Below are 24,885 nucleotides of genomic sequence, written 5' to 3' on the forward strand. Positions count from 1 at the left end.
CGGAATGCCTGATGACGCCCCGTCAGCGTAATGTAATGCTGCTTGCACAATTACAAGCGAGCCCGATCGGGTCCGAGGGAGCGTTCGTTGCGGGGGGCGCAAGGTCTACCGGTTTCAGCTGCCATCCACACGAACCCAAACGCTCAGGCTACCGCCATTTGTCGGGAAGGTTGCCTGACCTGCGTCGTCGATGGTGATTGTTTCCCCGTGATGGCCAAGAAAATCCATGAAAGTGACGCCGCGGTGCTCGATACCGACGCCCACCACTTTCTCGGCTGCTCCGCCGTTTGACATGACGACGACGCAGCCGGGCGCTTGCGCGCTGCCATGCCGTACGAAACCGACGCATGAGGCATCATCGAACAGATCGGTCTGAGGCCCGTTGGCAAAGCGTGCACGCGCCTCGATCAGTTGCGAGAGGCAGTCGATGACCGGCATGTCGATCTCGGTCTTGCTGTCGTCGTCCTGTTCAACTGTGTATTGGGCGCCGTAGAGGTCCGGATAGAAAATGCATGGCACGCCTTGTTCACGCAAAAGGATCAGCGCGTAGGCGAGGGGTTTGAACCAGGGTTCCACCGCCGCCTCGAGTGCCTGCCCAAGCTGCGTGTCGTGGTTGTCGACGATGGTGACCGCATGTCCGGGCATTGCAGCAACGAGCGATCCGTCAAAAATCGTGCGCATATCGAAGGCCTCACCAGCAAGCGATGCCTCATGAAAGCGATGATGAAGTGCCACGTCGAAGAGCATCAACTGCTTGTCCACGAGATCGAGATAGTTCTTCAGGACATCCATATCTGGATGCCAGTATTCGGCGACCACGAACAGGTCCGGGTTGATCTGATCGCGCATGTGGCCGACCCAATCCTTGAAAAACCAGGCGGGGATGTGCTTGACCGCGTCGAGTCGAAAGCCGTCGACAGGCACCTGGTCAGGAAGCCATCGGCCCCAGTATTTGAGTTCCTCGCTGACTGCTGCGTTTCGGAACTCGACATTCGCACCCATCAGAAAATCGAAGTTGCCAAGTTCATCATCGACCTGGTCGTTCCACTCGCCGTCGCCATACTCGTTAACGAGGCGGAAAATGCCCTTTTCGTTGGGTTGCTCGATTACATCGACGCCACTGAAACACGTCATGTCCCAGATAAAGTTCGAATACTTGTCCTGGCGCCCAGGGAAGGTAAAGCGAGTGTAGGCAAGCGCATCGAACTGTTCGTCCTCGATCTGAAGCCGGTCCTCTTCGTTCACGCGACGAACTTGGACACGCTCTTTCTCGTCGGCGCCCATCTTATGATTGAGGACGACATCATGGATGACACGCATACCGTTGTTCTTGAGGCTATGGCAGGCCCTTTGCAGCGCGGCGCGATCCCCGTACTTCGTGGCGACCGTCCCTTTCTGGTCGAACTCACCGATATCGAACAGGTCATAGGTGTCATACCCGACCGAATAGCCGCCCGAGGCGCCTTTGTATGCCGGCGGCAGCCAAACGTCGGTGATGCCCATGGCGGCAAGGCTTTCGGCCTTGTCTTCCACTTCTTTCCAGAGACAGCCGCCATCGGGATAGTACCAGTGGAAGAATTGAAGGAGGGTTCGCGGTGTCATGGATTTGGCTTTCGGGAAGGATGTTCAGATGCAAATCATCGATTGGATCGGCGAGGTGGCAGGCACGTTCGCGCGGACGCTATCGGGCGCGGCAGCCATGCCGCGCCCATCGTCGCTCATTTCGGTTGCGGCGATTTCAAGGTAGCCTTCAAATCCTTGAGCTCGGCATCCTGTCGAGCCGCCGCCTGTTCGAGACCATCTCGATAGGAAGAATTGGTCTCGGCGATAATCCTGTTTAACTCCGTGATCTGGCCCTGCAGCTCATAAGGCATGCAGGCCAATGTTATCGTATCCCCGGTAGCTGTCGCCGCCCGTCTCATCACGGACGCGCTCTCTTTCCAACTCTCGTTAAAGGCGTTGGCCCGATCGACCGGCGCAACGCCCGAAAGCTGCAGGACCATCGTCGTCAGCGGCCCTACCGCCGCCCCAGATGCGCCTTCGCTTAACTCGACGATGCTGATATCCCGAAACTCGGTCATTGGAACGGTCCTTCCTTCAGCTGTCCGAATTGCCTTGGCCGGTCACCGCGACGACAGGCAGTGACCGGCCGTAACGCGGCTGCGTCAGATTCAGGCAGCCTTCTCGGTGTTCTGATTGACGACCTTCGTTGCAATGGACGTCAGAGCAAGGTCGGTCGCCTGCTCTTCGTCGAGCGTTGTCTGAAGGAGCTTGGCGGCATCCTTCATGCCCAACTCGAGCGCCCAAGTACGCAACGTCCCATAGCGTGACATCTCGTAGTGTTCGACTGCCTGGGCTACCGCAAGAAGGCCGGCATCGAGGGCTGGCGCGCCGGCATACTCATCCATGATCTCCGCGCCTTCCTTGACGATGCCCATCATCGCGTCGCAGGTCTTCTGCTCCGGCTTCTTGCCGATGAGCTTGAAGACATCTTCGAGACGGGTAACGTGCACCTTGGTTTCGGCGAGATGTTTCGTGAAAGCGTCCTTGAGCTGCTTGCTCTTGGCGGCCTCATGCATCTTCGGAAGGGTCGCAACGATCTTATGTTCGGCGAAATAGACGTCCTTCAAGGTATCGTGAAACAGGACGTTGAGGGTTTTGGATTGCTTGGTCATGATTGGCTCCTTGGGTTTGGAATAACTTATGTGGGATCACATTTCCGGCCGCATTCACTGGTGCCCGGAGACAGCCGTGAGTTGTGATCAAACTGCCGGAGGGCGACGGTAGCGGTCACGTTCCCGTTCGATCTGCTCTGGCCCGTATGGATCGAGCGTGTCGTCGAAACGTGTCCAGCCTTGCGCGTTGTAGGAAGCCCGGCGTTCTGCAGGATCGACCCAGTTCGAACGTTTCAGGATTGCTTGGGCTTCAGGCGCAAGAGCATCATCCACCTTGGCCGTGACCAGGGTGCCGCCGCGACGCACGCCTTCCGCGTAGAGGTTGGCGTCGTCCTCGGATACGCCCGAGCCTGTCAAGGCCCCGATCAGTCCGCCGGCTGCGCCGCCGGTTACTGCACCTGCAACGGCCCCAACTGCGGTTGCCGCAAGCCAGCCGGCGGCAACCACTGGACCAACACCAGGAATGGCCATGATGCCGAGCCCGGTCAAAAGACCGCCGGCGCCACCGACAACGGCACCGAGGCCTGCGCCCGATTCTGCGCCGGTCGCGGCACCCGACTCCCTGTCGGAATGGCGCTCGTCCGCGTTGTTGGAAACGATACTGATATCGTTCGAGGGAACGCCGGTTGCTTCAAGCGCGCTGACGGCGGAGCTTGCATCGGTATAGTCGTCGAAAAGTCCAGTAATGGTTTTCATAAAAGTATCCTTCGGATTCGTGAGTTGAGTTATTTCGCGACAACGTTGCCTTGATAATCGAGGGCGACCATGACGGCCTTGCCGTCCTTCATGCCGGCCGCCATCCAGATGCCGCTGTCGTCTTTCTTGAGGTCCTTGACCTCCGAATAACCGGCCTTCTCGATCCTGTCCTTGGCTTGAGCCTCGGTGAAGCTGTTCGCGCCCGCGACGGGTGCGGTCGGGTTCTTCGTGCCTGGCGTCGCGACCGCCGGATTTCCGGCATCAGTCGACGGGGCGGGAGTCGTTTGCGCAACAGCCGCCAGTGCCGAGGCTCCGACGAGCGCCGCGGCCAGGATCATATTTTTCATTGAGGATCTTCGCTTTCTCTGACCGGGTTCACACGGCCGTGAACAGACAACCGGTTCAGCCGGTTTAAGTTCCGTGTTTGAACTGGGTATCTGTCATAAACGAGAAACAAATAAAGCTCTTGATAATGCTGTCGAAAGAATAGCTTGTAAATATTACTGAGGAGAACGACATGATCGAATTCAAATCGGTCAACGGCAGCGACGAGCGATTAAGGGAATCGCTAAGCAGTTCATAACGCTAGACGCTGAAATGGCATCACCCAACATTAAGGAAACGAAGCACGCCGAACTCAATACGCTTTACCGTAAGTTGAGTGCCAAACGTGAGGCTTTGGCCTTGTCATAGTCACGCGAAGCGCGGGTATCCAGCTGAAAGTCTTGGCGATGAAAATCCGACGTCAGGGTTGATAAGATCATCTCGTTCTCGCGACTGGGATACCAAGCACTTCGACCTGCTTGCGGAACATGTCGAGGGGATTGAACGCTCCCTCCGATCCGCCACGATAGGCGATGCGTTGCTCTGGCCTCGCCTGGCAGCCGCTTTCAGCGACTGCGCGAAGATCTTTGGTCCGCCCACATCAATGATGTGATCGAGCCGTGTCCGTCCGTCATTTCAAGCACCGACGTCGACCATTCCGGCATGCGCCTATGATTGATCCTGGCAGCCGCGCCGAGCACTTTTGCGCGCTTTAGCCTTTCGTCGCTGCTAGATGTGACAATGACACGCGCGCCGCTGAAAGGTCGCCTTCACCTAATTCCGCGACAACCCCGCGGCGGTAAGAACGCCGCGGTGGCTTGAGAGAAGAAAGCCCCATCTCCGGTGGGGCTTTGTATCGCTTGGGGTGATGCGTTCACGTCTTAAAGCGTGTCGATAAGGCCGCCGTCCACCCGCATTGAAGCGCCGGTGGTCGCCGATGCTAATGGTGAGGCCAGATAAGTCACGATGTTCGCGATCTCCTCGACGCTCGCGGCGCGTTGAATGAGAGAGCTGCTCCGGTGTTGCTTGACGAAGTCGGCGGCGACCTCCTCGATCGACTTGCCCGTCTTTTCGCGCTCATCGGCAAGCATTGCCTCGACGCCTTCCGAGAGAGTGGGGCCAGGAAGAACGGAGTTCACGGTCACTCCGGTGCCCGCCATACGCTTGGCGAGCCCGCGGGCGACGGCGATGTCGGCCGTCTTGCTGACGCCGTAGTGGATCATCTCGACTGGAATGTTGAAACCTGATTCTGACGCGATGAAGATGACCCGGCCCCAGTTCGCCTTCTGCATTCCCGGCAGATAAGCTCGCGACAGTCGAACTGCGGACATGACGTTCACCTGCCAGTGCCGGTCCCAGACCTCGTCCGCGGTGTCGAAGAAATCACTTGGTTGGAAAATACCAGCATTGTTGATGAGGATGTCCACATGAGGCAACTTCGCTACAAGCGTTGCGCAGCCTTCGGCGGAGGCGAGATCTGCCGCCGCTGCCGTGACGCCCCCCTTGGCGCCTTCGCTCTTCAGCCGCTCGGCGGCCCTCACGGTCTTTTCCTCGGATCTGCCGTTGACGACGACGTCAGCGCCCGCTCTAGCGAGCTGTCGGGCGATCGCATAGCCAATGCCTTCCGTAGATCCTGTCACCAGGGCGGTCTTTCCTTTGAGATCGATCTGCATAGTTCTGCTCCTGTAAAGTTGGACGCCATTAATGGTTGCACGCACGGCGGGCGATGACGAGGTCGCTGCCGACAATAGAGGACGCGTCGTCAGCTGCGAAGAAGATGGTCGCCCTTCGCCGTCCCCTTGGTTAGAAGGGCGGCTTTGTTTGCAAGTCTGAACATGATGGACTTCTTTGCCTTATTGAGACGGCCTCGATGCGGGGGTCGATGACGTTGATTTACTGCCGGAGATCTGTTCGAATTAGTAGGCCGAAGGCAATTCTGCTGTTCGGCGTCGCCGAACAACCCCAATCGCCCTTTGTCCTTTGCACGCCGGCCTTCCACTGTCGCCGTAATGAAAGAAGGATGGGAAATGGTCTGGCAGCTTACTGATCGATTGCGCGATCGACCAGACTTCTCGTTTGCCGTTTCACGTATGTAGATGAGCCTGAGGTCGAGACTTGGCCAGGTCTCCGGGGACGACCAAACAACCCAGATCTTAGCTTGATCGGCAACGTCATCGTAACGTTACGACTTTCGATCAATTTTTGCTTTGCGTCGAATTTGTCAGCGTCGGAAAACAATTGACAACATGCGCCCGATGCTTCATCCGTAACGTTACGAACGGTCGATGGAGGGAATAACCGCCGCAGCCCGGTCTTGTGAGGTGCAACATTCGCCTTGTGCCGCCTGCCGAAAGTGCCAGGGACGGCGAGGCCGCATGCGTCCGAGTGTGGAGACTCGGCGACGAGTTAGGATCCGATGGATCATGGCGGTCTTACCGCAAAGCATCTTTGTCGACGCGGCTAGAGGAGGAGCATGTGCACAGATCGTTTCGGCATTTCATGGCGCCACGGCACTACTGACTTCGTCGGTGGTCGGTCCTGACGCCGATGGAAAAAAGGTGGACGGACTCGGGCGATCGCGGCTGGAAGCAGGTCGGGAAGGATAAGATGTCGATCCGCATCGATGCCGATGAAGCTGTCCCGCTCAACCGCGAGCAGCCGGTCTTGTTGAAACCTGGCCCGTCATCGCTCCTCGGCGGGAATGGTGGGGATCTGATCAACGATGGCACAATTTTCGATGACTGCTCCACCACTACTGAAACCGTGAGTGGCGTCGCGGATTTTAAACTGACATCTGAAAGTTAATCAACATCCAGGGCCCCCCCCACCTTGGCAGCCTTCAAACGGAGTAACGACCATTTTTTGCGTAGAAATCGTAGGACCGCGCCAAGCGCAGATCACTCAACGGCCAGACCCACAGGCGTCGGGCGATATCGTCAAGGTCGAGGTCCTGGTCGCTCCAATGTGTACGGAGTGGCAGGGGTGGCGCGCGGGAACGCACTCATGCGAACTCGGCCATGAGGCCGTAGGCGTTGTGGTTGATGCTGCGCAGTCGAGGCGCCTGAAGACGGGCGACAGGGTTATCGTCATGCCTCACGCCGGCTGCGGCGTCTGCCCCGCCTGCGCAGCGGGAGAGCACATCCACTGCACCTCGCAGCGAGACTTGTTGGGTGAAACGGGATCGTCTTCCGGGATCGGCTGCTATGCGCAATATCTTCTGAAGCCGGACTATATCTTGCAGCCGGTTCCCGATGATATCGAGACACACCACGCTGCCATGGCGATCTGTGCGCTTGGCCCGAGTTTCACGGCGATGAAGCGAATGCAGCTAACCGACAAGGACACGATCCTGATTTCGGGCTGTGGGGCGGTCGGGCTTGGCGCGGTCGTCAATGCTCGCACGATCGGGGCACGTGTCATCGCCCTCGAATTCAATCCCTACCGCGTTGCATTGGCAAAGGAACTTGGCGCAGAGCAGGTGATAGACCCTCGTGCGCCGGATCTTATCGAGCAGGTGCGCGCAGCGACCGGGGGCTATGGCGTCGACGCAGCGCTCGATACCAGCAACAATGAGGCGGCCCCACCGGTGGTTCTCGAACTAGTGCGAGCCAGGGGCCGGCTGTCCTTTGTCACCTGGAGCGGCTCGCTACCGGTCAACCGCATCACAGGCAAGGGCATTGAAATCTACGGCGCATGGCATTGGAACCATGATGTCTTCGCCGACGAGGTCCTGCAGCGCGTCCGCGATGCAAGACCGCTTCTAGACAAGCTGACGACACATCGTTTTGCGATGTCGCAGGTCGCAGAAGCCTTCGCTCTCCAGGAAACGGGCAATTGCGGCAAAGTGTTGCTCTATCCCCCCGAAGCCCAGCACTAGGGACGAGTGCTTAGCTTGGGCAAATGCGTTGCTCAATCCGAAAGAACGGGAGACCTTCTATGACCTTTAGACTTGGCGGACACGGAATTGACTACGATGGCGATCCGGAGGCTTACGCACAGGCGCATATCGAATTCGGATACAACGCCGCCTATATGCCAAACATCAGCATCGAGAGCCGCGAGGAGATAAAGGCTCTGGTAAAGAGCTTTGCTGCGGCCGATCTGGTAATGGCCGAAGGCGGGGCCTGGAAAAACCTCATTGCCCACGATCAAAGCACACGGAAGGCCAACCTCGACTATGCCGTCCATCAGCTAGCGCTGGCAGACGAATTGGGAGCAGGCGCCATTGTTGCGTTCCACGGAACTGTTGGTCATCCGGGTGATCCCTGGCAGCTTAGCGACAATTATGATTATGGCCCGCATCCCGACAATCAAAGCGAGGCCGGCTTTCAGCGTGCAGTCGAGACAGCCCGATACGTCATCGATATGGTGAGGCCGAAGCGCGCGAAATTTTCGCTGGAAATGGTGCCTTGGCTGGTGACCGACACGCCAGAGAACTATCTCAAATTGCTGAAGGCGATTGATCGCCCGCAATTCGGTGCACATATCGACGCGGCTAACATGGTCATTTCGCCTCGACTTTATTTCAACACTGGAACAATGATCAGAGATTGCTTTGCGCTACTGGGGCCATGGATCGTTTCTTGCCATGCCAAGGATCTTGTTATGCAGGGGGGCCCGGGCACGATCTCGTTCCATCTCGATGAAGTGGTGCCCGGCGAAGGAAACCTTGATTACAGTGCCTATGTGATCGAGATCGCCAAACTCAAGCGGGACGTTCCACTCATGCTGGAGCACTTCGACGTTCCCGGCTATCGTCGCGGTCTCGCTCACATCAAGTCGATTGCGCAAACTGCCGGCGTTATTTGAAACGGATTAACCTGCCATGCTGGTTTCGACGGCGCGAAGCAAAAAAACAGCGTACGTGGGATAGCCGCCGCCAGAAGCGAAGTCACCATGTCCATTAAACTTTTTTCGGGTCAGGCTCTTTGATCTTCATCGGTGAAATTGTGAGGCTGGGGCCGACTTGTTCGAACAAGGCACAAAAAGGTGGTCGTACATGTCTGCTGGGAAGAGGCGCTCCTACACCTGGAACGACGAGGGCTATTCGCTCTACGGCGAGGTGGCGGCCAGATCCTCGCTGAAGGACTTCGGTGACAGCTATGCGGTGAACGGCAAGCACTGCCGGTACGCGCGTAAAGGGGTAGCGGTTTTACTCGTCTGGCAATGACCAAGCTTCCAGCGGCTGCTTTAACTCGGTGTAGCCGAGGGAGGGTGGTTCGATCCCCGTCAAGAGCGACTGTTAGTTGTTGCTCACGATTTCGCCAATCGGCGCCTTTCCAAGTCTAAGGATTGTGATACAAAAACTCGGATAATATATCCTATGCTCCGAGCTTTTGTATCAATGCCGGCTTCCGTCTGTTGCGCCCGGCTGATCGTTGGCGAGCCAGTCATAGAATGACGTCCGGCCTTCACGATGCGCGGGCTTATCGTGATTGGGGCCGGCTTTCACTGTCATGGTCTTCGGCGGTTCGATACGGATATCGATATTCTCCGAGAAGCGGTTGATGATGTGGTATCCTTTCGAGAGCGAAGTACCGCCCTTCAACTCGAACGTCATCTTCAGGTGCTGCAGGCCATACAGGCAGTGCATGATCCGGTAGTCTTTCTCGACCAGCACCAGCGGCACCTTCATCCCGTCAGCGACGATGCGCAGGAGCGCCCCGAAATTCCTGTCGTTATGCAGGAAATCAGCCGGCATTCGTGTCCGCTACGAGACCGTTGAAGAATTTGCGCGTGCGCACCATGCCAAAGCCCTTGGCGACACGGTCAGGGCGGTGCGACTGCCTTGCAGCGCACGTTCCTTCACGCGGGCCAGCACCTGATCGCGGTGTTCAGCCAGCCCCCTGACCGGCTTCGCATCATGCTTCGCGTCGTGGCGAGCATCTGCGGACAGGGATTGCGAGTCGTCGACGCTCTCCTTGACCTTGCTTTCCTTGTCGCGCCGCGGTAGCGGCAGCCTGCTGCCGCCCTGTGCGGACACAATTGGATTTATGTCGGCGCGGTCGGAACGGGCTTCAAGGAAAAGGACGCCGCTTACCTGAAAAACACGCTCGACACGCTGAAGACCAAGACACCTATCGTTCCTCTTAAAGGCAAGAACTGCGTCTTTGCGGAGCCGAAGCTGATCGCCGAGATGGAATTCGCGGCTGGACCGACGACGGTAATCTGCGGCATGAATCTTATAGAGGCCTTCGGGGAATTCAGGATAACGCCGCGGTTATGCGCTGGATTAGGGTTGCGTCGACACACTCCAAGCGGAAAAAATTTTTTCGTCCGGTGCTCTTGAATCGTAAATCCTCAAAAACCAAATCGTTTGCCGCCAGCCGCTAATGATGGGCTGGCCTTGCTGGGAGCGCTGTCTTTCGGCGCTTCCGTACCCATGTTGCTTCAAGGAGGATATGGCTATGGCAACATCTTACGACTACGCACCCTTGTTCCGATCGACCGTCGGCTTCGACCGGGTCTTCAATCTTCTCGAAAACGCCCAGCGTGCCCGCGCGATCAGCGACTGGCCGCCCTATGACATCGTCAAGACTGGCGACGACAGCTACCGGATCTCGATCGCAGTGGCTGGATTTGCCCAGGACGATCTCGACATCACCTTCCAGTCCAACTTGCTGACCGTCACCGGCAAGAAGCAGGAGGCTGCCAATGAAGGCTATCTGCATCGCGGCATTGCCGGCCGGCCGTTCGAGCACCGCTTCGAGCTTGCAGACCATGTCAGGGTGAACGGCGCCGATCTGCAGAACGGTCTCCTTTCGATCGATCTCGTGCGTGAGATCCCCGAGGCCTTGAAGCCGCGGAGGATCGACATCCATACCAACCAGGCTCTTTCACAGAATGTCGCCCCGGCGCAGATCGAAGCGCAGAAGGCTGCTTGATTGAAACCTTGGAAAACGGGCGCCGTCGGGGCGGCGCCCATCGACATCGCGGGTTGGAAAGGAGAGCGTCATGAAACCCGATATGTTCAAACAACCTGTTACAATCCTCGTCGGCCTTGGCTTTCCCGCCGAGGTCAAAACCGTCATGGATGCCTACCGGCATCTTGCAGAATGGCCAGTGTCTTTGCGCGACACGGCGCATTCAGTCGCATTCAAGGCGTGCAGTGCCGCGCTGCGCGGTGATATCGAAGCGGAGACCGCACGCGGCCTGTTTGCTGCCTTTGCCGAGAAACACGATCTGCTAGCGCCCGAAACGGACATGGTCGCCGTCTCCCGTCGCAGGCACGACAAAGATCCGCACGTTCGATAAGGAGCTCGACATGCACGACATCTTGAAGGAGGCGGTTACCAACGCCATAGCGATGGGACCAATGGTCCTGCTTCAGGGCATGCAGATTGAGCGGCCGCTTGACGTTGTGAAAGCGACTGCGCTCTCCGCAGACGACAAGCGGACTATCCTGGCGTCGTGGGCTTCCGACTTCTATGCGATCGATTCAAAGCCGGCGTTCCGTCATATTCCGGGAACACCGGAGCCGGTTTCCATCGATGAGGTTCAGGCTGCCCTCAAAGAGCTCGATCGGCGTTACGGCTATTGATTTACCGGCCCAAACGGGCCGGTTCATTCACGGGTGGGCCATCCATCATCTTGATCATCGTCGATTTCGCAGGCCCCGTTCGGCCCGAGATAGCCAACGGCCTCGCCCGCCGCGACGTGGAAGCTGATGTCGGAAATGTCCAGAACCTCCGTGTACTCGTTGGTCACCAAGGTCTTCAGTGCGCCCATCAGGCCCGGAAGCCGCTTGTGCTGTCGGAACCGCTTGCTGACGGCTCGTGCCTCAATCAAAGCTGTCATGTGTGCTCCAGATGGTTCATCGAACACGCGCATCGGCTCGCGAACATATGCTCGCGGGAGATGTGGTTGTTCAAGCGAAGTCTGTCGGGACCGGTGAGGGGAAGATGACTTATTCCCCTCAAGGAGGTGAAAAGGTGCTTTGAACGTGCGCCGCTTTTTGATCACCCACGCCGTAAGGCGCACTCAGTCGCTGATGACGGCAACGCCACGATCCTTGAGGCCGATCTCGACCTCCGTTTCTGGTTTGAACGTCTTCCCCACTGCGGGATCGACGACAAAGAGCGTTCCAGTTTTGGTTTTCACCTCGTATTCGACATGATCGCCGAGATAAGCGGCGTGGGTGATCGCGCCGCTGAAGCCGCCGCCGTTCTTCGGCGCAAGCGTAATCGCGTTGGGCCGGATAGCAAGCTGTGCCGGGCCGGGGCGAAGGTTGCGACCGGAGAGCTGATGGATGAGGCCCTCGATGGTGATGGTTGCACGATCGCCGTCGACCACGACGATGTCGCAGGGTACGACATTGGCTTCGCCCATGAAGTCGGCGATGAAAGCGGAGGCCGGTTCGTCATAGAGCGCACGCGGTGCTCCTTTTTGGGCGATCTCGCCATCCTTCATGACGATGATCTCATCTGAAACGGCGAGCGCTTCGTCCTGGTCATGGGTGACGTACACGGCGGTAAATCCGAGCCTTTGCTGCAGCTCACGGATCTCGGTACGGACACGGCGTCGGAGCCGCGCATCGAGGTTCGAAAGCGGCTCGTCGAGCAGCAATACCTGCGGTTCGAGCACGAGCGCGCGGGCAACCGCTACGCGCTGCTGCTGGCCGCCGGACAGCTCTGCTGGCAGACGCTGCCCCATGCCACCGAGGCCGACGAGCGTCAGGCCTTCCTCAGCGCGCCCACGCGCCTCCCTGCGTTTGAGCCCGGAGGATTCGAGGCCGTAGGCGACGTTGTCGAGAGCGCTCATATGCGGAAAGAGCGCGTAGGACTGAAACACCATCGAGACGTCACGTTCGTTTGCAGGCAGCATCGTCACGTCCTTGCCGCCGATCAGAATGCGTCCGGCGGTCGGGTGTTCGAGGCCGGCAAGCATGCGCAGCGTCGTCGTCTTGCCGCAGCCGGAGGGGCCGAGAAGCGTGACCAGCGTGCCGGGCTCGATCGTCAGCGACAGGTCGGGAATGGCGGTGAAGGAACCGAAGGTCTTGCGAACGTTCTGGAAGACGACCGAGCCGGCCTTGGCGTTGATCATGCGGTTTTCTCCTGACCGAGGGGGGCAGCTGCGGTAGCGGTCGGCGCTGCGATGGCAATGCGGTTTTCACGCCGCAGCCGCCGCTCTCCTACGAGAAACTGGAAACCCACGATAACAGCGACCATGACAATGATCAGCGTCGAGGAATAGGCAATCGCCACCCCGTATTCGCCGTTCTCGACGAGGCCGACGATATAGGACGTGGCCATGTTGTACTGAGCACTGACGAGAAAGACGACGGCGCTGATCGAGGTGATAGCGCGCACGAAGGAATAGACGAGCGCGGCGGTGATCGCGGGCCGCAATAACGGCAGGATGACCTTGCGGATCGTCCGGAAACTATCAGCGCGCAGTGTCAGTGACGCCTCGTCGAGACTCTTGTCGAGTTGGCTCATCGCCGCGACGCCGCCGCGCACGCCGACCGGCATGTTTCGGAAGACGAAGCAGGCGATGAGGATGACGGCGGTGCCGGTCATTTCCAGCGGCGGCAGGTTGAAGGCCATGATGTAGCTAATCCCGATGACGGTTCCCGGGATTGCAAAACTCATCATCAACGCGAATTCGAAGAGATTGCGACCCGCGAATTTCTGCCGGACGATAAGATAGGCCGTCAGCAGGCCGACAGCAGCCGTCAGCGGGGCAGAGATCAGCGCGATCTCCATCGTCGTCCAGAACGAATTCCAGGCCACCCCTGTCCACGCCAGGCCGCCGTCATCGCGGAACCCGATCGAGAAGGCGCGAATGTAGTGTTCTGTTGTCAGCGTGTTATCGAGACCCCAGGTGCGCACGAAGCCACCGAACAGGATCATCGCATAGACGATGATGGTGAAGATCATCCAGGGAATGACGACGGCATGCACGGCGATCGACAAGCCTCGTGGCAACGCGATATGTTGTCCGGAATCGCCTTTGCCCGTTACCGTCGCGAAATTCTTGCCTGCCAGCCAGAAGCGCTGGGCCAGGAAGGCCGAGAGGGTTAAGCAGAGCAGAATCATCGCGAGCACGGCGGCGCGCGACGGATCATTCTGAGAGCCGACCACGGCAAAGAAGATCTCCGTCGACAGCACGCCGTGGCTCCCGCCGAGGACAAGCGGATTGCCGAAATCGGCCATGCTCTCGATGAAGCCGATCAGGAAGGCATTGGCGAGGCCGGGCTTCATCAGTGGCAGCGACACGCGCCAGAAGGTGCGCCAGCGATCGGCGCGCAGCGTCTGCGAGGCCTCTTCCATCGACGGACTGACGCCTTCCACCACTCCAATCAGCACCAGAAAGGAGATAGGAGTGAACGAGAGCACTTGCGCAATCCAGATGCCGGTCAGGCCATAGAGCCAGCGGCCGGGCTCGACACCAAGCAGTGTGGAGACCAATTGCGTCGCAACGCCGGAGCGGCCAAAGAGCAGCGTCAATGCCAGCCCGACGACGAAGGGCGGCGTGATGATCGGCAGGATCGTCAGGAGTCGCAGGCCCTTCTTGAAGGGAAAGCGGGTACGGGTGGCGACAAGCGCAAAGCACAGACCGAGCGTCGTGGAACCCGCAGCCGTCATGATCGCCAGCCAGAGCGTGCGCCAAGCAACGCCGCACCGTTCGCCGCCCACCACACAGCCGAGGCTCCAGACCGAGGAATCCTGAATGTTGGTGATGAACCCATCAGGATTGAAGGAGCCGTCGAAATCCTGAAACGCACCGACGAACATGCTGCCTATGGGGTAAAAGACGAAAACGGTGACGAGAAGGACGAGCATAGCGATGGCGGAGACGACGAAGGCGTCGCCCTTCATGACGCCACGTTCGGCGAGCCCGAAGGAAAACATCAAGACGAAGACGATGCCGGTGATGACAGCGCCGGCGCCCATAGAGGGTTGGCCGTCGGCAACCATGCCGAACAGCGTTTCGCTGATCGTCCAGCTCCAGCCGGAAAAGCCGATTGCTAGCCCTTGCAGCGCAAGAAAGATAAGACCGAGGCCACCTGCCCAGGAAAGCAATCCTCCCCGCTGCACCGGGTTCGAAACGAAGCGCGCGACGCCGCCAAGCAGCGCGAAAAAGCCGGCGATCGCGAGCCACCATCGTCCATGGGAGACGATCTGCAGGATAGCGGGCGCCGTGGCGGGATTGCTCGGAAAGTCAGACAGCCAGGCAAGGCCGAAGAAGCCGCCCTCGATCCGGTACCACGGGAGCAGGACGATGGCGCCAATGGCAGAGGCGAGGGCGATATCCAGTCGGCGATTGTGGGTCATCGGGTCGTTCCCGCTTAAGCAGCAACATGCATCTGGCCGGCGGCTTGCGCGGCCGGCCGTTGGGATCGGGTCGAGGTCAGTTGGCTTTCGCGCCGATTTCCTTGTCCCAGCGTGACAGCAGTGCCTTGCGCTTGTCGGGATCGCCATAGGTCTTGAAGTCGTAGTCGATCAGCTTGATATCCTCGAATTTCGGTGATTCCTTCGGAACCTCAGCCGAATTGTTGGACGGCAGCTGGAAGGACTTGGCATTCTTCATGTGCGACTGCACTTCGGCTGTCAGGGCCCAGTCGTACCACTTCTTGGCATTGTCGAGGTTCTTGGCGCCCTTGATGATCGACATGGAGCCAATCTCGTATCCGGTTCCCTCGCAGGGGGCGACCGACTTGACCGGGAAGCCTTCCACCGTCTGAGCCACCGCGTCATGCATGAAGACGATGCCGATCGTTGCTTCTCCGCGGGCAGCGGCCTTCACCGGCGCCGACCCTGACTTGGTATATTGCGAGATATTGGCGTTGAGCTTGCCGAGATAGTCGAAAGCCTTGTCCTCGCCCATGATCTGCACGAGCGTCGCAAGCGCCGTATAGGCGGTGCCCGACGAGTTCGGATTGGCGATCTGGATCTCGCCCTTGTAGGATGGATCGAGCAGATCGGCCCAGCACTTAGGCTCCTTCAGGCCCTTCTTGGCCAACAGATCAGTGTTGTAGCCCCAGCCGAGCGCGCCGGCATAAACGCCGACCGTGCGGAAATTGGCACTCTCCGCCTGTTTCCTTGCCCAGTCATTAAGTTGGTCGAGCATCGGTGATTTGTATTCCTGCGTCAGGCCTTCGCTGGCCGCCTGCAGATGCGGGTCGCCGGTTCCGGCCCACCAGATATCAGTCTTCGGATTGCGCGCCTCGGCGCGAACTTTCGCGTAGGTCTCGCCCGATGACAGGCGAACCATGTTCACCTTGATATCCGTCTGCTTCTCGAAACTGTCCTTCATCATCTCGCAGATGACAACATCTGCCGAGCAGATGAGATTGAGATCACCGGCAGCGTGGGCCGAGTAGGCAGCAAGAGAGACACTTGTGACAAGTGCCGCGGCAATAATATGGGCTGAACGCATTCTATCCTCCTCGATTATCTGGCGCCTCCACGCCATCCGCTTTTGCAAGCGTGTGCAAAGCGTGCATTAGCAGAGAGATCCTGTCAATTGGCCTTGTCATAAAAGTGTCATGCTGGACGTCCGGCTGTGCACTTGCACACATTTGCAATTTTGTGCAGAGTCGGCCCAAAGGGAGCTGCTGGTGGTCACGAAGGATTTTGTCAGCGCACAGGAAGTCGCGGAAAAAGCGGGTGTCTCCCGCTCGGCGGTATCGCGTGCCTTCACGCCGGGTGCCAGTGTATCGGCCGAAACGCGCCGGCGCGTAATGGATGCAGCCGAGGCGCTTGGCTACCACGTCAATCACCTGGCCCGCGGGCTCATGACAAACGAAAGCGGGATCGTCTGCCTCATCGTGTCGGAGCTTGGAACACCTTTTCGGTCGTCATTGATCCAGGCCGTCACACAGCAGCTCCAGAACTGCGGAAAGATTGCCATGCTGGTCAACACGGATCGGTCCGATGGCAGCGTGGATCGGGCACTAAGGCAGGCGATCCACTATCGGGCAGATGCGTCGATCATCCTGTCTGGACTGCCCGACAAATCCATCACGCAGCTCTGCCTGAAGAATGGTCAGCGGCTGGTTCTTATCAACCGCGACGACGACCAGCCAGGCCCGCTGCGTATCAATCTCGATGACCAGGAGGCTGCTGGGCGCATTCTTACCGCCTTTCTGCGAGCGGGCTGCCGTCAGCTTGCATTCGCCAATTCCGAGGCCGGCACGCCGAGCCTGATGGCACGAGAGCGCGGTTTCGTCGCTGCTGCCTCAGCCCTTGGCATGGCGGTCGCTGTCGAGCGCTACGGCTCGACGGGATATGAGGCGGGTAAGGTGGTCGCCCAAAGACTGCTGACCCGCAAGGAGCGGCCGGATGCGATCTTTTGCGCCAACGATCTGCTTGCCTGCGGCGTCATGGATGCCGCTCGCCATCAGTTCAAGATGTCCGTTCCCGATCAGCTTTGCGTCGCAGGCTTTGACGATATCGAGCAGGCGTCGTGGTCTTCCTACGATTTGACGACCTTCGCGCAACCGGTTGAGGCAGTGGCGCGTGAGGCGGTCGCCTTCCTGGCTGCGCCCGCCGCTGCGGTCGATATAAACGAGGTTCCTACACTGAAACTCCATGCCGAGTTGGTCTGGCGGAGCTCGATCCGCGGCGGGTAATGCGCGAACCACCAGACCGTGGCGCCGAAGAGCTGAGAGGCTCAGCAATCAGCTTAGGATATAGATGACGAACGACCACAAGCCGAAGAAAGACAAGGCCGCAGGATTGTTGCGCCAGCTGGCGCTCGTTCCCGAAACTTTGTTCAAGGGCGCTTTCATGCAGCAATATGGAGCTGTCTGCTTTCGCTACGTCGGGAACGAGGATCAAATCGAGATTTTGCTGATTACCTCGCGTGAAAGCCACCGTTGGGTCATCCCAAAGGGTTGGCCGATCAAGAAAAAGAAACCCTTTGAAACGGCTGCAATCGAAGCCTTTGAAGAGGCTGGCGTCGAGGGGCGCGTGCGCAAGAAACCGATTGGACGTTATACCTATCTGAAGGAGCTGCAGCCAGAGGCCGTCTCTCCCTGCATCGTCGAACTGTTCCAGATCGAAGTCGAAGGCGTGGCAGACGATTTCAAGGAGTGCGGCCAGCGGGTTCTCGCCTGGGTTTCCCCTGAGGAGGCTGCCCGTCGTGTGCGCGAGCTTGAGCTCAAATCGCTGCTCGTATCCTTTCGACCAAAGCGCTCGAAAACAGTGATAAAAATCGGCAGCTAGGAGGCAGATGTGTCCGCGCTGCAAGATACAACTTGCCTGTATGAGGCGCAGGCCGACGCCCGGCAAGCTTTTGGGGTCACGCAAAGCTTGGGTTCATCCATCTGCTCCGGTAAACCAGCCTTGCCATCAACAGGGAGCGCACGCTTTTGCACCCATCTTTTATCGACGAAACCCCCAAGCACGACCCGCAACCGGATATCGTTACTGTCGATTCAACCGAGGTTTATTCCAATCGATGGATGACCGTGCGCGAAGATAAGATCCGGCGCCGTGACGGAACCGCCGGCCTCTACGGTTATGTCGACAAGCCCGACTTCGTGATGATCCTGCCGTATGACGGAGGTCTCGTTCACCTCGTGCAACAGTTTCGTTATCCGATCAGGTCGCGCCAATGGGAATTTCCGCAGGGGAGTTGGGATAACAGGCCGGATGCGGATACCGAAGAGCTTGCCCGCGGCGAATTAAAGGAGGAGACGGGATTGACTGCAGCATCACTGGTCAGGATCGGCACCATCTATCCGCTCTATGGAACAGTGACACAGAGATGCCACGTCTATTTTGCGACGGATCTGACCGCAGGGGACAGCAGGCTCGAACATGAAGAGCAGGATCTTATCGGCCAAGCTGTTTCAGTCGACGAACTTCAACGGATGATACTCGATGGCGATCTCCAGGATTCCGGCACCATTGCCGCTTTTGCACTTGCGCGACTGCGCAAGCTTCTATGACAGGCTTCCACAGCTATGCGACCAGAGGGAAGTTTTCGCAGGCCGTCCCTCGGCCCGCGCAGATCAGGAGCAGCTATGAAACGAATTGTGCTATTCTCGGGTGGCAGCGCGTGTCGATCGATCAATGTTGCGCTGTGCCAAAACGGAGCCGACGTCACCCGCGTTGTGCCCGCCTGGGATAGCGGCGGCAGCTCGAAAGTCATTCGTGAGCGGCTTGCCATCCTTTCGGTCGGAGATATCCGCCAGGCTCTGATGACCATGGCGCATGGAGAGGGCTGTGCCGGTGACGTGGTCAAAATCTGCAACGCCCGGCTTTCGGCCAATCTTGGCCGTGAGGAAGCCCGCAATGAATTTCTCTTCTATGCAGAAGGCCGTCATCCGTTGCTGGAGAGGATGGAGCCAGGTCTTCATGGTGCGATCTTGAACTATCTGAACACGTTCGCCTCTTCTGTCGGCCGTGAATTCGACTTCAGGCACGGCAGCATCGGCAATTTCATTCTGACGGGGGCATGCCTTGCGCATAACGGGGACGTCAACACGGCGATCTTCGTGTTCAGAAAGCTCTGCGGCATCAGGGGAAACGTATGGCCATCATCCTGCGACAACGATCTGGTTCTGTCCGCAAGGCTGAACGACGGTCGCAGCCTGATGCCACAGGACGTTATCACGTCGATGGTGCCGGAGGATGCAAGGATTGGAATAGCCGAGGTCGAGCTGGCTCGCGCCGATCGGAGTCCGGCGGTTGCAAACCCCGCGGTGCTCGACGCAATTGCCAATGCGGACCTTATCGCCTTCGGTCCAGGCAGCCTTTATACGAGTATCCTGCCGCATTTGCTGGTAAATGGCCTCGTGCCGGCGATTGAAAATGCCAGCTGTCCGGTTGTTTTCATCGGCAATATCCTGCAATGCCGGGAGACAATGGGCCTGACGCTCGAAGACGTCTTGTCCGCTGCAAATCTGCATGGGCGAAAAGGTGGCGGAAACGCCGATCTATTCGTTTCCGTCCTCGCAAACAGAATGCTCTTTCCCTTTGAAAAGACGATTGGAAAGTTTCCTTATCTGAGAGAAAACCTTCAAGAAGATGCCGGAACCGCTATCTTCAGAGGCGAATTCGAGGATGCTTGGAGCCGCGGCCAGCATGACGGCGATGCAACAGTCGCAGTCCTGCTAAAAATCGCGGCCGGAGGCGCTTCAGATGCGTGAGATACCAGAAAGAATTGATGAGGTCAGGCGCCTGAAAGGTTTCCTGACGATTGAGGAGACGCTTCGGCTTGCAGATCTGGATGTCACCATCGTCGATCCATTTTCGACCCTGATTTCCCGCCGCGTCAGCCTGGCGCCTGGTATCTTCATCTGGCCCAATGTGACGTTGGAGGTAGGCCCCGAGGCGGCGGTCAGCATCGGTGCGTCAACCGTCCTTCACGGCGGCGTGCGGATAGCGGCTGGCGCCGGCTCAATTGCCATCGGTGCAAACGGCGATGTCGGTCAGGAGGGGGGCTTCACGTTTGTCACCAGTGCGCCAAATGACCGGATCCACATCGGAAACGACGTCCGGTTGAACGGCGGCGGCTCCATTGCCGGGAGCGCCAGGCTCGGCGATGGCGCACAGGTGCTTGGCCCGATCCGCATTCAGAATTGCCAGCTCGGCGCCGGCGGCTCTTTTCGAGAGCCTGATCCGGACAAACGCGGAGGGGTCCTCAAAGGCAGCGGCGTTGCCAGAAACATCGATGTCCCAAGCGGTATGGTCGTTCAGGCGTTTGGGCTGTTTTCAGAAGCGCCGATCCGGTGGCAGTCCCATTTCCATCCGAGAATAGACGAGTGCCCCCAGAAGACGGACTAGTGTGCAGGCGGGTGCGAGCGCGCTTGCAATTCTGGTAAAATCATAACTCGTCAACACAATTCATATCCAACGATTGCAGCACTTGACCGCTTTGCACGCGAGTGCAATGGTGATCGCGTGTGCAAAGCGCCTAAGGGGATTTCGATGCATCCAGGATCCGATGTTGTCTTGGCCGAAACGCGTGCGGACTATTGCCGCACGATCATCCGCGCTGCCGGCGAGCTGGTTCTCAAGGGCTTTCATGCGGGAGCCGGAACAGGCGTGTCGATGAAGGGCCCGCAGGACTATCTGACGGAGACTGACGCCGCGTCGGAGGCTCTGATCCGCGACGGTATCCTGGCATGCTTCCCTGGCGACAGCTTCTTTGGCGAAGAAGGCGGTGGCGCTATCGGTGAGCGCGTCTGGGTCGTCGATCCTGTCGATGGTACGGCCAATTTCGCGCGCGGAATTCCCCATTTCTGCATTTCGATCGCCTATGTGGAAAAGGGGGTGACGGAGTTCGGTGCCATCTACACTCCAGCGCTTGATGAGCTTTATTTTGCTGAACGTGGTCGTGGTGCGAGCTTGAACGGCAAGCCGATCCAGGTTGCTGCGACAAATCGCTACGATGCCACGACGATCGAAATGGGATGGTCGACGCGCATAGCGAACGAGACCTATCTCGATGTGGTTAAGGGGCTGCTCGATCTCGGGACCAATGTGCGCCGGGCGGGCTCGGGTGCCCTGGCCTTGGCCTATGTGGCCGATGGCCGCTCCGACGGCTACGTCGAACTGCATATGAATTCCTGGGACTGCCTTGCCGGCCTTCTCCTTGTCAGCGAGGCGGGTGGCGATGTCTGCCCCTTCCTGGAGATTGGCAGCCTGGAAAAGGGTGGCCCTGTCCTTGCGGCCGCTCCGGCGATTGCGGCCGGGATCAGCAAGATTTCAAAAATCCCGCTCTCTCTGGCGGGCAAGCGGCCTGAGACAACAGATCCGGCCAGGTCTGTAGTGTCGGTAGAAACGTGAGCATAGACCGTTTTCACGACAATGCCGAGATGGTCGAGAAGGCGGTCCGTATTGTCCAGGATCTCGGCGGCCTCATCGCAAGCCCTAAAGAGGCACGCGAAATACTCGGTTTACCCCCGAGATAACGCGATACTTTTTCTTCGCTCACAGCGACCGTTGTAATGTCGTGGCTTCATCGCGTCAGTTTTCAGCAGTCAATAGTGGTATCCGTATATGGGCGTGAGACGGAGGCACTATTAAGATAGCCGGGGATAGTAATAGATCGGAACGGTTCATGAGAGACACGACGTCGGGGAACCGATGATTTGCGCTGAGAGTTGGCCCGGGATTTGCACTGAGAAGTGATCCGCTTTCCAGGTCTCGTTTGTCGCCTCACCACATTGCTTCGAAGCACATGGCGACGCCCATGCCGCCGCCGATGCACAATGTGGCAAGGCCTTTCTTGGCGCCTCGGCGCCTCATCTCGAAGAGCAGTGTGTTGAGAACGCGGGCACCCTGGTCAGCGACGAAGCCAGCCGCTCCGACCAGATCGTTACCCAGGCAATTGATGCGATGGGTGGTATCGAGCATTCGTCGGAAGAAATCTCCAAGATTATCGGGTCATTGATGATATCGCCTTCCAGACCAACCTTCTAGCTCTGAACGCCGGGGTCGAGGCCGCCCGTGCTGGCGAAAGCGGTAAGGGTTTTGCCGTCGTCGCTCAGGAAGTGCGCGAATTGGCGCAGCGTTCTCCGGCCGCTGCCAAGGAGATCAAGGACCAAATCTCGCGTTCCTCCGGCCAGGTGCAAAACGGCGTGCGCCTAGTCGGCGAGGCAGGCGAAGCTTTGAAACGTATCTCCGATCAGGTGAAAACCGCTAGCGGGATCGTTGGCAAGATCGCCCACTCGGCCTCCGAGCAAGACACAACGCTTCGCTCGATCTCGTCATCGCTCAATCAGCTTGATGCGGCTACTCAGCACAATGCCGCCATGGCCGAGGAAACCACGGCGTTAGCCCAAGCACTTGCCGCAGATACTGACGAACTGCTGAGCCTGATTGCCAAATTCCGCGTCGGCAGTAACGTTCCTCAAGCGTCCGGCCTACGCCTAGTGGCGCAGCGGATGCGTGAAGCAAGCTGAGCCTTCGTTCGGAAGAAACCTGCAAACATACACTGGTCCGGTCGCTGACGCGCCCGTCCGCACTTCGTTCCCTCACAAAAATCGACTTGAACTCTAGTGCATCTGTCGGGTTGCCGGCAGGCTTCCGGCTGAAACCGATGGCTAACCTCAACGGTGGCCAACTCGCAATCGAATTCCTAAAGCTGCCACTTCACTTCAGCGGCTCTTGAACGGCGCGCAACTCTCGCCCACGACGAGCGAGGGTTGGAAGACGACATTGCGCGCGTCGGCGCCGGCCCCGCGACTGATACGATCCACCAACAGACGCAACGCCTCGTTGGTCATATCGATAACCGGATGCTCTGTACGCGTCAGGCGAGGCCGCAGCCCTCCAATGCCGGGAATGGTGTCCGTCGACGCGATCGAAATATCATCAGGGCATTTGAGGCCGAGATCGGCGAGCGCTCTCATGACACCGAGCGCCATGACACCGTTGGCGACATATATCGCAGTCGGGGGCTCGGGCTGCTTCAGCAGTTCTCGAGCGACGGAATAGGCGGTATCCTCCCGAAATTCGCCGGCACGGATATGGTTTGGCGCCGGCGTCAGCCCGCGTGCGCGCATAGCCTCCAGCATGCCATCAAGACGGCCACGGCCTGTTGTCAGATGCAGGGGACCGGTAATGGTGCCTATGCGTGTATGCCCGAGATCCATCAGGTAATTGGTGACCTGTCGGGCGGCAGAGACGTTATCGATGGTGATCGTGTCAGTATTCTGCCCCTCGACGGTGCGGCCAAACAGGACAGTCGGGATCGCTTCACCTTCGCTATCGCGCTGCGGCTGTGTCGAGACGACGTCGACCGGCACGAGGATGATCCCGTCGCAGGAGAGCGCACGGATCCGCGCGAGGATTCGCCGCTCGTTTTCCGGTTTCTCGTCGCTGTTGAATAGGACAAGCGAGTAACCCCAGGCGGCCACCGCAGCTTCTGCAGCCCAAACAAGCCTCGCAAAAAACGGATTGGCGAGATCGGCAACGACCAGCGCGAGCAACTGACTACGGCCGCGCTTGAGACTGCGGGCCGCCTGTAACGGAGCATAATTGAGCTCGTTGATCGCCGCGTTGACCCGCGCGCGCAGTTCAGGGCTGACATAGGCGGATTCATTGACGACTGCCGATACGGTCGCCGTCGATACCTGTGCACGGTTTGCCACATCTCTTATGGTTGCCATTCGCTGTCGGGACCAATCCAGCTAATCGTTTCGCTGGAATGCTTGCGGCAAATCCGCAAATTTGTCCAGATATACAGCAAAAATACTTGCGGATTCACGAGAAATCAAGAATGCTAGCGAAACGGTTAGCTGACGTTTGCTGAACATCGGCGGTCGGATTGGGAGGAAAGCTATGAAGTTCGTTTCTTTGGGTATTGTGCTCGCGGCTGCAACGCTCGCGGCTGTGCCAGTGCATGCGGCCGACAAGCCGCTGGTTGGTCTCGTTTCGATCGCGGCAACCGAAGCCAACAATGTCCGCTATATCAATGGCGCCAAGAAGGCCGCCGGAGAGTTCGGGTATGAAGTCTCCGTCGTCGATGCTGCGGGCAGCGCCGACCAGGCAAATGCGGCCATCCAGAATTTTGTGCAGCGTGGTGCCTTTGCGATCGCCGATCTCGTCTTTCCTGCATCCTCGATCGGAGCCGGCCTGGATGCGGCCAAGCAGGCTAGTATCCCGGTCGTCACATGGGGCGGCGGGCTCGGGTTGAGCGTGGCGGCGACCAACGGTTCCGGCGCGCCGATTGCCGAGCCGGTCATCCAGAAGATGATCGACGATATGGGCGGCAAGGGCGAACTTCTAGCACTCACCTACCGCACCGGCGAGGTCTGCCGAAACCGTGAAACGCTGATGGATAAGATGCTGGAAAGCCACCCGGACATCAAGGTGACGAAGAACGAGGTGCGCATCCCCGGCTATTTCGAGGATGGCGCCCAATATGCCAATGCGTGGCTTGCTTCTCATCCTCCGGGAGAAGGAAAGCTGGCGATCTGGGGTTGCTGGGACGATCCGGCAATCGGCGCAATCGGCTCGCTTCGCTCTCAGGGGCGCGATGACGTGATGGTCTATGGCGTTAACGGCAACGCGCAGGCGATCGAAAATATCAAGAACGGTCACATGGCCGCGACCGCATGGGAAGACAGCTACACCGAAGGCTACAATATGATTAAGCTGCTGGCGGACATCAAAAAGGCCGGCGCGGACTGGAAGCCGCAGGCTGTCGAGGTGCCTGCAGTGCTGATCACCAAGGATACTGTGGCGGACTTCCTCAAACAACATCCCGATGCGGTCCAGTAAGCCGG

The 24,885-nt window shown here is 58.6% G+C and carries 27 protein-coding genes and 4 pseudogenes; 17 read left to right on the forward strand and 14 right to left on the reverse strand.

The annotated features are described in order from the left end of the window. Window positions 1–114 precede the first annotated feature (114 nt). The 7 genes from amyA to FHX06_RS33590 all read right to left on the reverse strand — a co-directional run bounded on the left by amyA (window position 115) and on the right by FHX06_RS33590 (window position 5,368). A complete protein-coding gene (gene amyA, locus FHX06_RS33565) occupies window positions 115–1,602 on the reverse strand; it encodes an alpha-amylase (protein ID WP_112547252.1) in 1,488 nt (495 codons plus the stop codon). A gap of 116 nt (window positions 1,603–1,718) precedes the next feature. After that, window positions 1,719–2,081 (reverse strand): hypothetical protein, encoded by a 363-nt coding sequence (locus tag FHX06_RS33570; protein ID WP_112547253.1) that lies wholly within the window; start codon window positions 2,079–2,081, stop codon window positions 1,719–1,721. Between the two features lie 90 nt (window positions 2,082–2,171). Continuing rightward, the gene (locus tag FHX06_RS33575) at window positions 2,172–2,675 is read right to left on the reverse strand and encodes a ferritin-like domain-containing protein (RefSeq protein ID WP_112547254.1); all 504 of its coding nucleotides are present in this window, start codon (window positions 2,673–2,675) and stop codon (window positions 2,172–2,174) included. Between the two features lie 87 nt (window positions 2,676–2,762). Then, window positions 2,763–3,371, reverse strand: coding sequence for a general stress protein (locus FHX06_RS33580; RefSeq protein ID WP_112547255.1), 609 nt, complete (start codon window positions 3,369–3,371; stop codon window positions 2,763–2,765). Window positions 3,372–3,400: 29 nt separating this feature from the next. Further along, a complete protein-coding gene (locus tag FHX06_RS33585; RefSeq protein WP_112547256.1) occupies window positions 3,401–3,718 on the reverse strand; it encodes a PepSY domain-containing protein in 318 nt (105 codons plus the stop codon). Window positions 3,719–4,261: 543 nt separating this feature from the next. Next, window positions 4,262–4,438, reverse strand: coding sequence for a hypothetical protein (locus FHX06_RS36365; protein ID WP_409564449.1), 177 nt, complete (start codon window positions 4,436–4,438; stop codon window positions 4,262–4,264). Between the two features lie 138 nt (window positions 4,439–4,576). After that, complete coding sequence (locus FHX06_RS33590; RefSeq protein ID WP_112547257.1) at window positions 4,577–5,368, reverse strand: SDR family NAD(P)-dependent oxidoreductase; 792 nt, start codon at window positions 5,366–5,368, stop codon at window positions 4,577–4,579. Between the two features lie 934 nt (window positions 5,369–6,302). On the opposite strand from FHX06_RS33590, the gene FHX06_RS33595 reads away from it, so the two are divergent. The 4 genes from FHX06_RS33595 (at window position 6,303) to FHX06_RS33610 (ending at window position 8,865) form a co-directional block, all read left to right on the forward strand. Beyond that, entirely contained in the window at window positions 6,303–6,500 is a 198-nt protein-coding gene (locus tag FHX06_RS33595; RefSeq protein WP_112547258.1) for a hypothetical protein, read from the forward strand. A 157-nt stretch (window positions 6,501–6,657) separates the two neighbouring features. Then, window positions 6,658–7,572: a zinc-dependent alcohol dehydrogenase gene (locus FHX06_RS33600; RefSeq protein WP_112547259.1), complete on the forward strand. Its 915-nt coding sequence runs from the start codon at window positions 6,658–6,660 to the stop codon at window positions 7,570–7,572. A 59-nt stretch (window positions 7,573–7,631) separates the two neighbouring features. Then, a complete protein-coding gene (locus FHX06_RS33605; protein ID WP_113115849.1) occupies window positions 7,632–8,504 on the forward strand; it encodes a sugar phosphate isomerase/epimerase family protein in 873 nt (290 codons plus the stop codon). Between the two features lie 190 nt (window positions 8,505–8,694). Then, the gene (locus FHX06_RS33610; protein ID WP_162710219.1) at window positions 8,695–8,865 is read left to right on the forward strand and encodes a hypothetical protein; all 171 of its coding nucleotides are present in this window, start codon (window positions 8,695–8,697) and stop codon (window positions 8,863–8,865) included. Between the two features lie 171 nt (window positions 8,866–9,036). On the opposite strand, the gene FHX06_RS33615 is transcribed toward FHX06_RS33610, so the two are convergent. Further along, complete coding sequence (locus tag FHX06_RS33615) at window positions 9,037–9,396, reverse strand: nucleotidyl transferase AbiEii/AbiGii toxin family protein (RefSeq protein WP_183851293.1); 360 nt, start codon at window positions 9,394–9,396, stop codon at window positions 9,037–9,039. 276 nt (window positions 9,397–9,672) lie between these two features. On the opposite strand from FHX06_RS33615, the pseudogene FHX06_RS33620 reads away from it, so the two are divergent. The 4 genes and pseudogenes from FHX06_RS33620 to FHX06_RS33635 form a co-directional block, all read left to right on the forward strand. Beyond that, a pseudogene (locus FHX06_RS33620) lies at window positions 9,673–9,917 on the forward strand (ATP-dependent DNA ligase); the annotation flags it as partial. Window positions 9,918–10,102: 185 nt separating this feature from the next. After that, window positions 10,103–10,579 carry an Hsp20 family protein gene (locus tag FHX06_RS33625; protein ID WP_112547263.1) on the forward strand — a complete coding sequence of 159 codons (477 nt, stop codon included), beginning with the start codon at window positions 10,103–10,105 and terminating at the stop codon, window positions 10,577–10,579. 70 nt (window positions 10,580–10,649) lie between these two features. Next, window positions 10,650–10,949, forward strand: a complete 300-nt coding sequence (locus FHX06_RS33630; RefSeq protein WP_112971208.1) for a DUF982 domain-containing protein — start codon at window positions 10,650–10,652, stop codon at window positions 10,947–10,949. 10 nt (window positions 10,950–10,959) lie between these two features. Next, complete coding sequence (locus tag FHX06_RS33635; RefSeq protein WP_112547265.1) at window positions 10,960–11,235, forward strand: hypothetical protein; 276 nt, start codon at window positions 10,960–10,962, stop codon at window positions 11,233–11,235. A 37-nt stretch (window positions 11,236–11,272) separates the two neighbouring features. Here FHX06_RS33635 and FHX06_RS33640 read toward each other — a convergent pair. The 4 genes and pseudogenes from FHX06_RS33640 to FHX06_RS33655 all read right to left on the reverse strand — a co-directional run. Next, window positions 11,273–11,492: pseudogene (locus tag FHX06_RS33640) on the reverse strand (ATP-binding cassette domain-containing protein); the annotation flags it as partial. A gap of 183 nt (window positions 11,493–11,675) precedes the next feature. Then, window positions 11,676–12,737, reverse strand: coding sequence for an ABC transporter ATP-binding protein (locus FHX06_RS33645; RefSeq protein WP_112547266.1), 1,062 nt, complete (start codon window positions 12,735–12,737; stop codon window positions 11,676–11,678). Then, complete coding sequence (locus tag FHX06_RS33650) at window positions 12,734–14,971, reverse strand: ABC transporter permease (RefSeq protein WP_112547267.1); 2,238 nt, start codon at window positions 14,969–14,971, stop codon at window positions 12,734–12,736. The genes FHX06_RS33645 and FHX06_RS33650 overlap by 4 nt, the downstream gene beginning before the upstream one ends. Before the next feature lie 76 nt (window positions 14,972–15,047). Continuing rightward, window positions 15,048–16,076 (reverse strand): ABC transporter substrate-binding protein, encoded by a 1,029-nt coding sequence (locus FHX06_RS33655; RefSeq protein ID WP_018114178.1) that lies wholly within the window; start codon window positions 16,074–16,076, stop codon window positions 15,048–15,050. A 181-nt stretch (window positions 16,077–16,257) separates the two neighbouring features. Between FHX06_RS33655 and FHX06_RS33660 the strand changes: the two genes are divergently transcribed. The 7 genes from FHX06_RS33660 (at window position 16,258) to FHX06_RS33690 (ending at window position 21,564) form a co-directional block, all read left to right on the forward strand. Beyond that, on the forward strand, window positions 16,258–17,271 hold the full coding sequence (locus FHX06_RS33660; RefSeq protein WP_112547268.1) for a substrate-binding domain-containing protein: 1,014 nt from the start codon (window positions 16,258–16,260) through the stop codon (window positions 17,269–17,271). A gap of 64 nt (window positions 17,272–17,335) precedes the next feature. Then, window positions 17,336–17,866, forward strand: a complete 531-nt coding sequence (locus tag FHX06_RS33665; RefSeq protein WP_018114190.1) for an NUDIX hydrolase — start codon at window positions 17,336–17,338, stop codon at window positions 17,864–17,866. A gap of 146 nt (window positions 17,867–18,012) precedes the next feature. After that, a complete protein-coding gene (locus FHX06_RS33670; protein WP_246715766.1) occupies window positions 18,013–18,594 on the forward strand; it encodes an NUDIX domain-containing protein in 582 nt (193 codons plus the stop codon). A 75-nt stretch (window positions 18,595–18,669) separates the two neighbouring features. Next, a complete protein-coding gene (locus FHX06_RS33675) occupies window positions 18,670–19,797 on the forward strand; it encodes a gluconeogenesis factor YvcK family protein (RefSeq protein ID WP_018115307.1) in 1,128 nt (375 codons plus the stop codon). Continuing rightward, window positions 19,790–20,434 carry a hypothetical protein gene (locus tag FHX06_RS33680; protein WP_018115306.1) on the forward strand — a complete coding sequence of 215 codons (645 nt, stop codon included), beginning with the start codon at window positions 19,790–19,792 and terminating at the stop codon, window positions 20,432–20,434. The genes FHX06_RS33675 and FHX06_RS33680 overlap by 8 nt, the downstream gene beginning before the upstream one ends. A 144-nt stretch (window positions 20,435–20,578) precedes the next feature. Beyond that, a complete protein-coding gene (locus FHX06_RS33685) occupies window positions 20,579–21,439 on the forward strand; it encodes an inositol monophosphatase family protein (RefSeq protein WP_018115305.1) in 861 nt (286 codons plus the stop codon). Beyond that, window positions 21,436–21,564 (forward strand): 3-keto-5-aminohexanoate cleavage protein, encoded by a 129-nt coding sequence (locus FHX06_RS33690; RefSeq protein ID WP_312866626.1) that lies wholly within the window; start codon window positions 21,436–21,438, stop codon window positions 21,562–21,564. Before FHX06_RS33685 ends, FHX06_RS33690 begins: the two co-directional genes overlap by 4 nt. 247 nt (window positions 21,565–21,811) lie before the next feature. Here the strand turns inward: FHX06_RS33690 and FHX06_RS33695 are convergent. Beyond that, a pseudogene (locus FHX06_RS33695) lies at window positions 21,812–21,946 on the reverse strand (acetyl-CoA C-acetyltransferase); the annotation flags it as partial. On the opposite strand from FHX06_RS33695, the pseudogene FHX06_RS33700 reads away from it, so the two are divergent. After that, a pseudogene (locus FHX06_RS33700) lies at window positions 21,938–22,557 on the forward strand (methyl-accepting chemotaxis protein); the annotation flags it as partial. The pseudogenes FHX06_RS33695 and FHX06_RS33700 overlap by 9 nt on opposite strands. Window positions 22,558–22,752: 195 nt before the next feature. Here the strand turns inward: FHX06_RS33700 and FHX06_RS33705 are convergent. Continuing rightward, a complete protein-coding gene (locus tag FHX06_RS33705; RefSeq protein ID WP_049800914.1) occupies window positions 22,753–23,766 on the reverse strand; it encodes a LacI family DNA-binding transcriptional regulator in 1,014 nt (337 codons plus the stop codon). A gap of 172 nt (window positions 23,767–23,938) precedes the next feature. On the opposite strand from FHX06_RS33705, the gene FHX06_RS33710 reads away from it, so the two are divergent. Continuing rightward, window positions 23,939–24,880: a sugar ABC transporter substrate-binding protein gene (locus FHX06_RS33710; RefSeq protein ID WP_018115301.1), complete on the forward strand. Its 942-nt coding sequence runs from the start codon at window positions 23,939–23,941 to the stop codon at window positions 24,878–24,880. The last annotated feature ends 5 nt before the right edge of the window (window positions 24,881–24,885 follow it).

Origin of the sequence: Rhizobium sp. BK512 (genome assembly GCF_014194915.1) — a bacterium.
Lineage (GTDB): Bacteria > Pseudomonadota > Alphaproteobacteria > Rhizobiales > Rhizobiaceae > Rhizobium.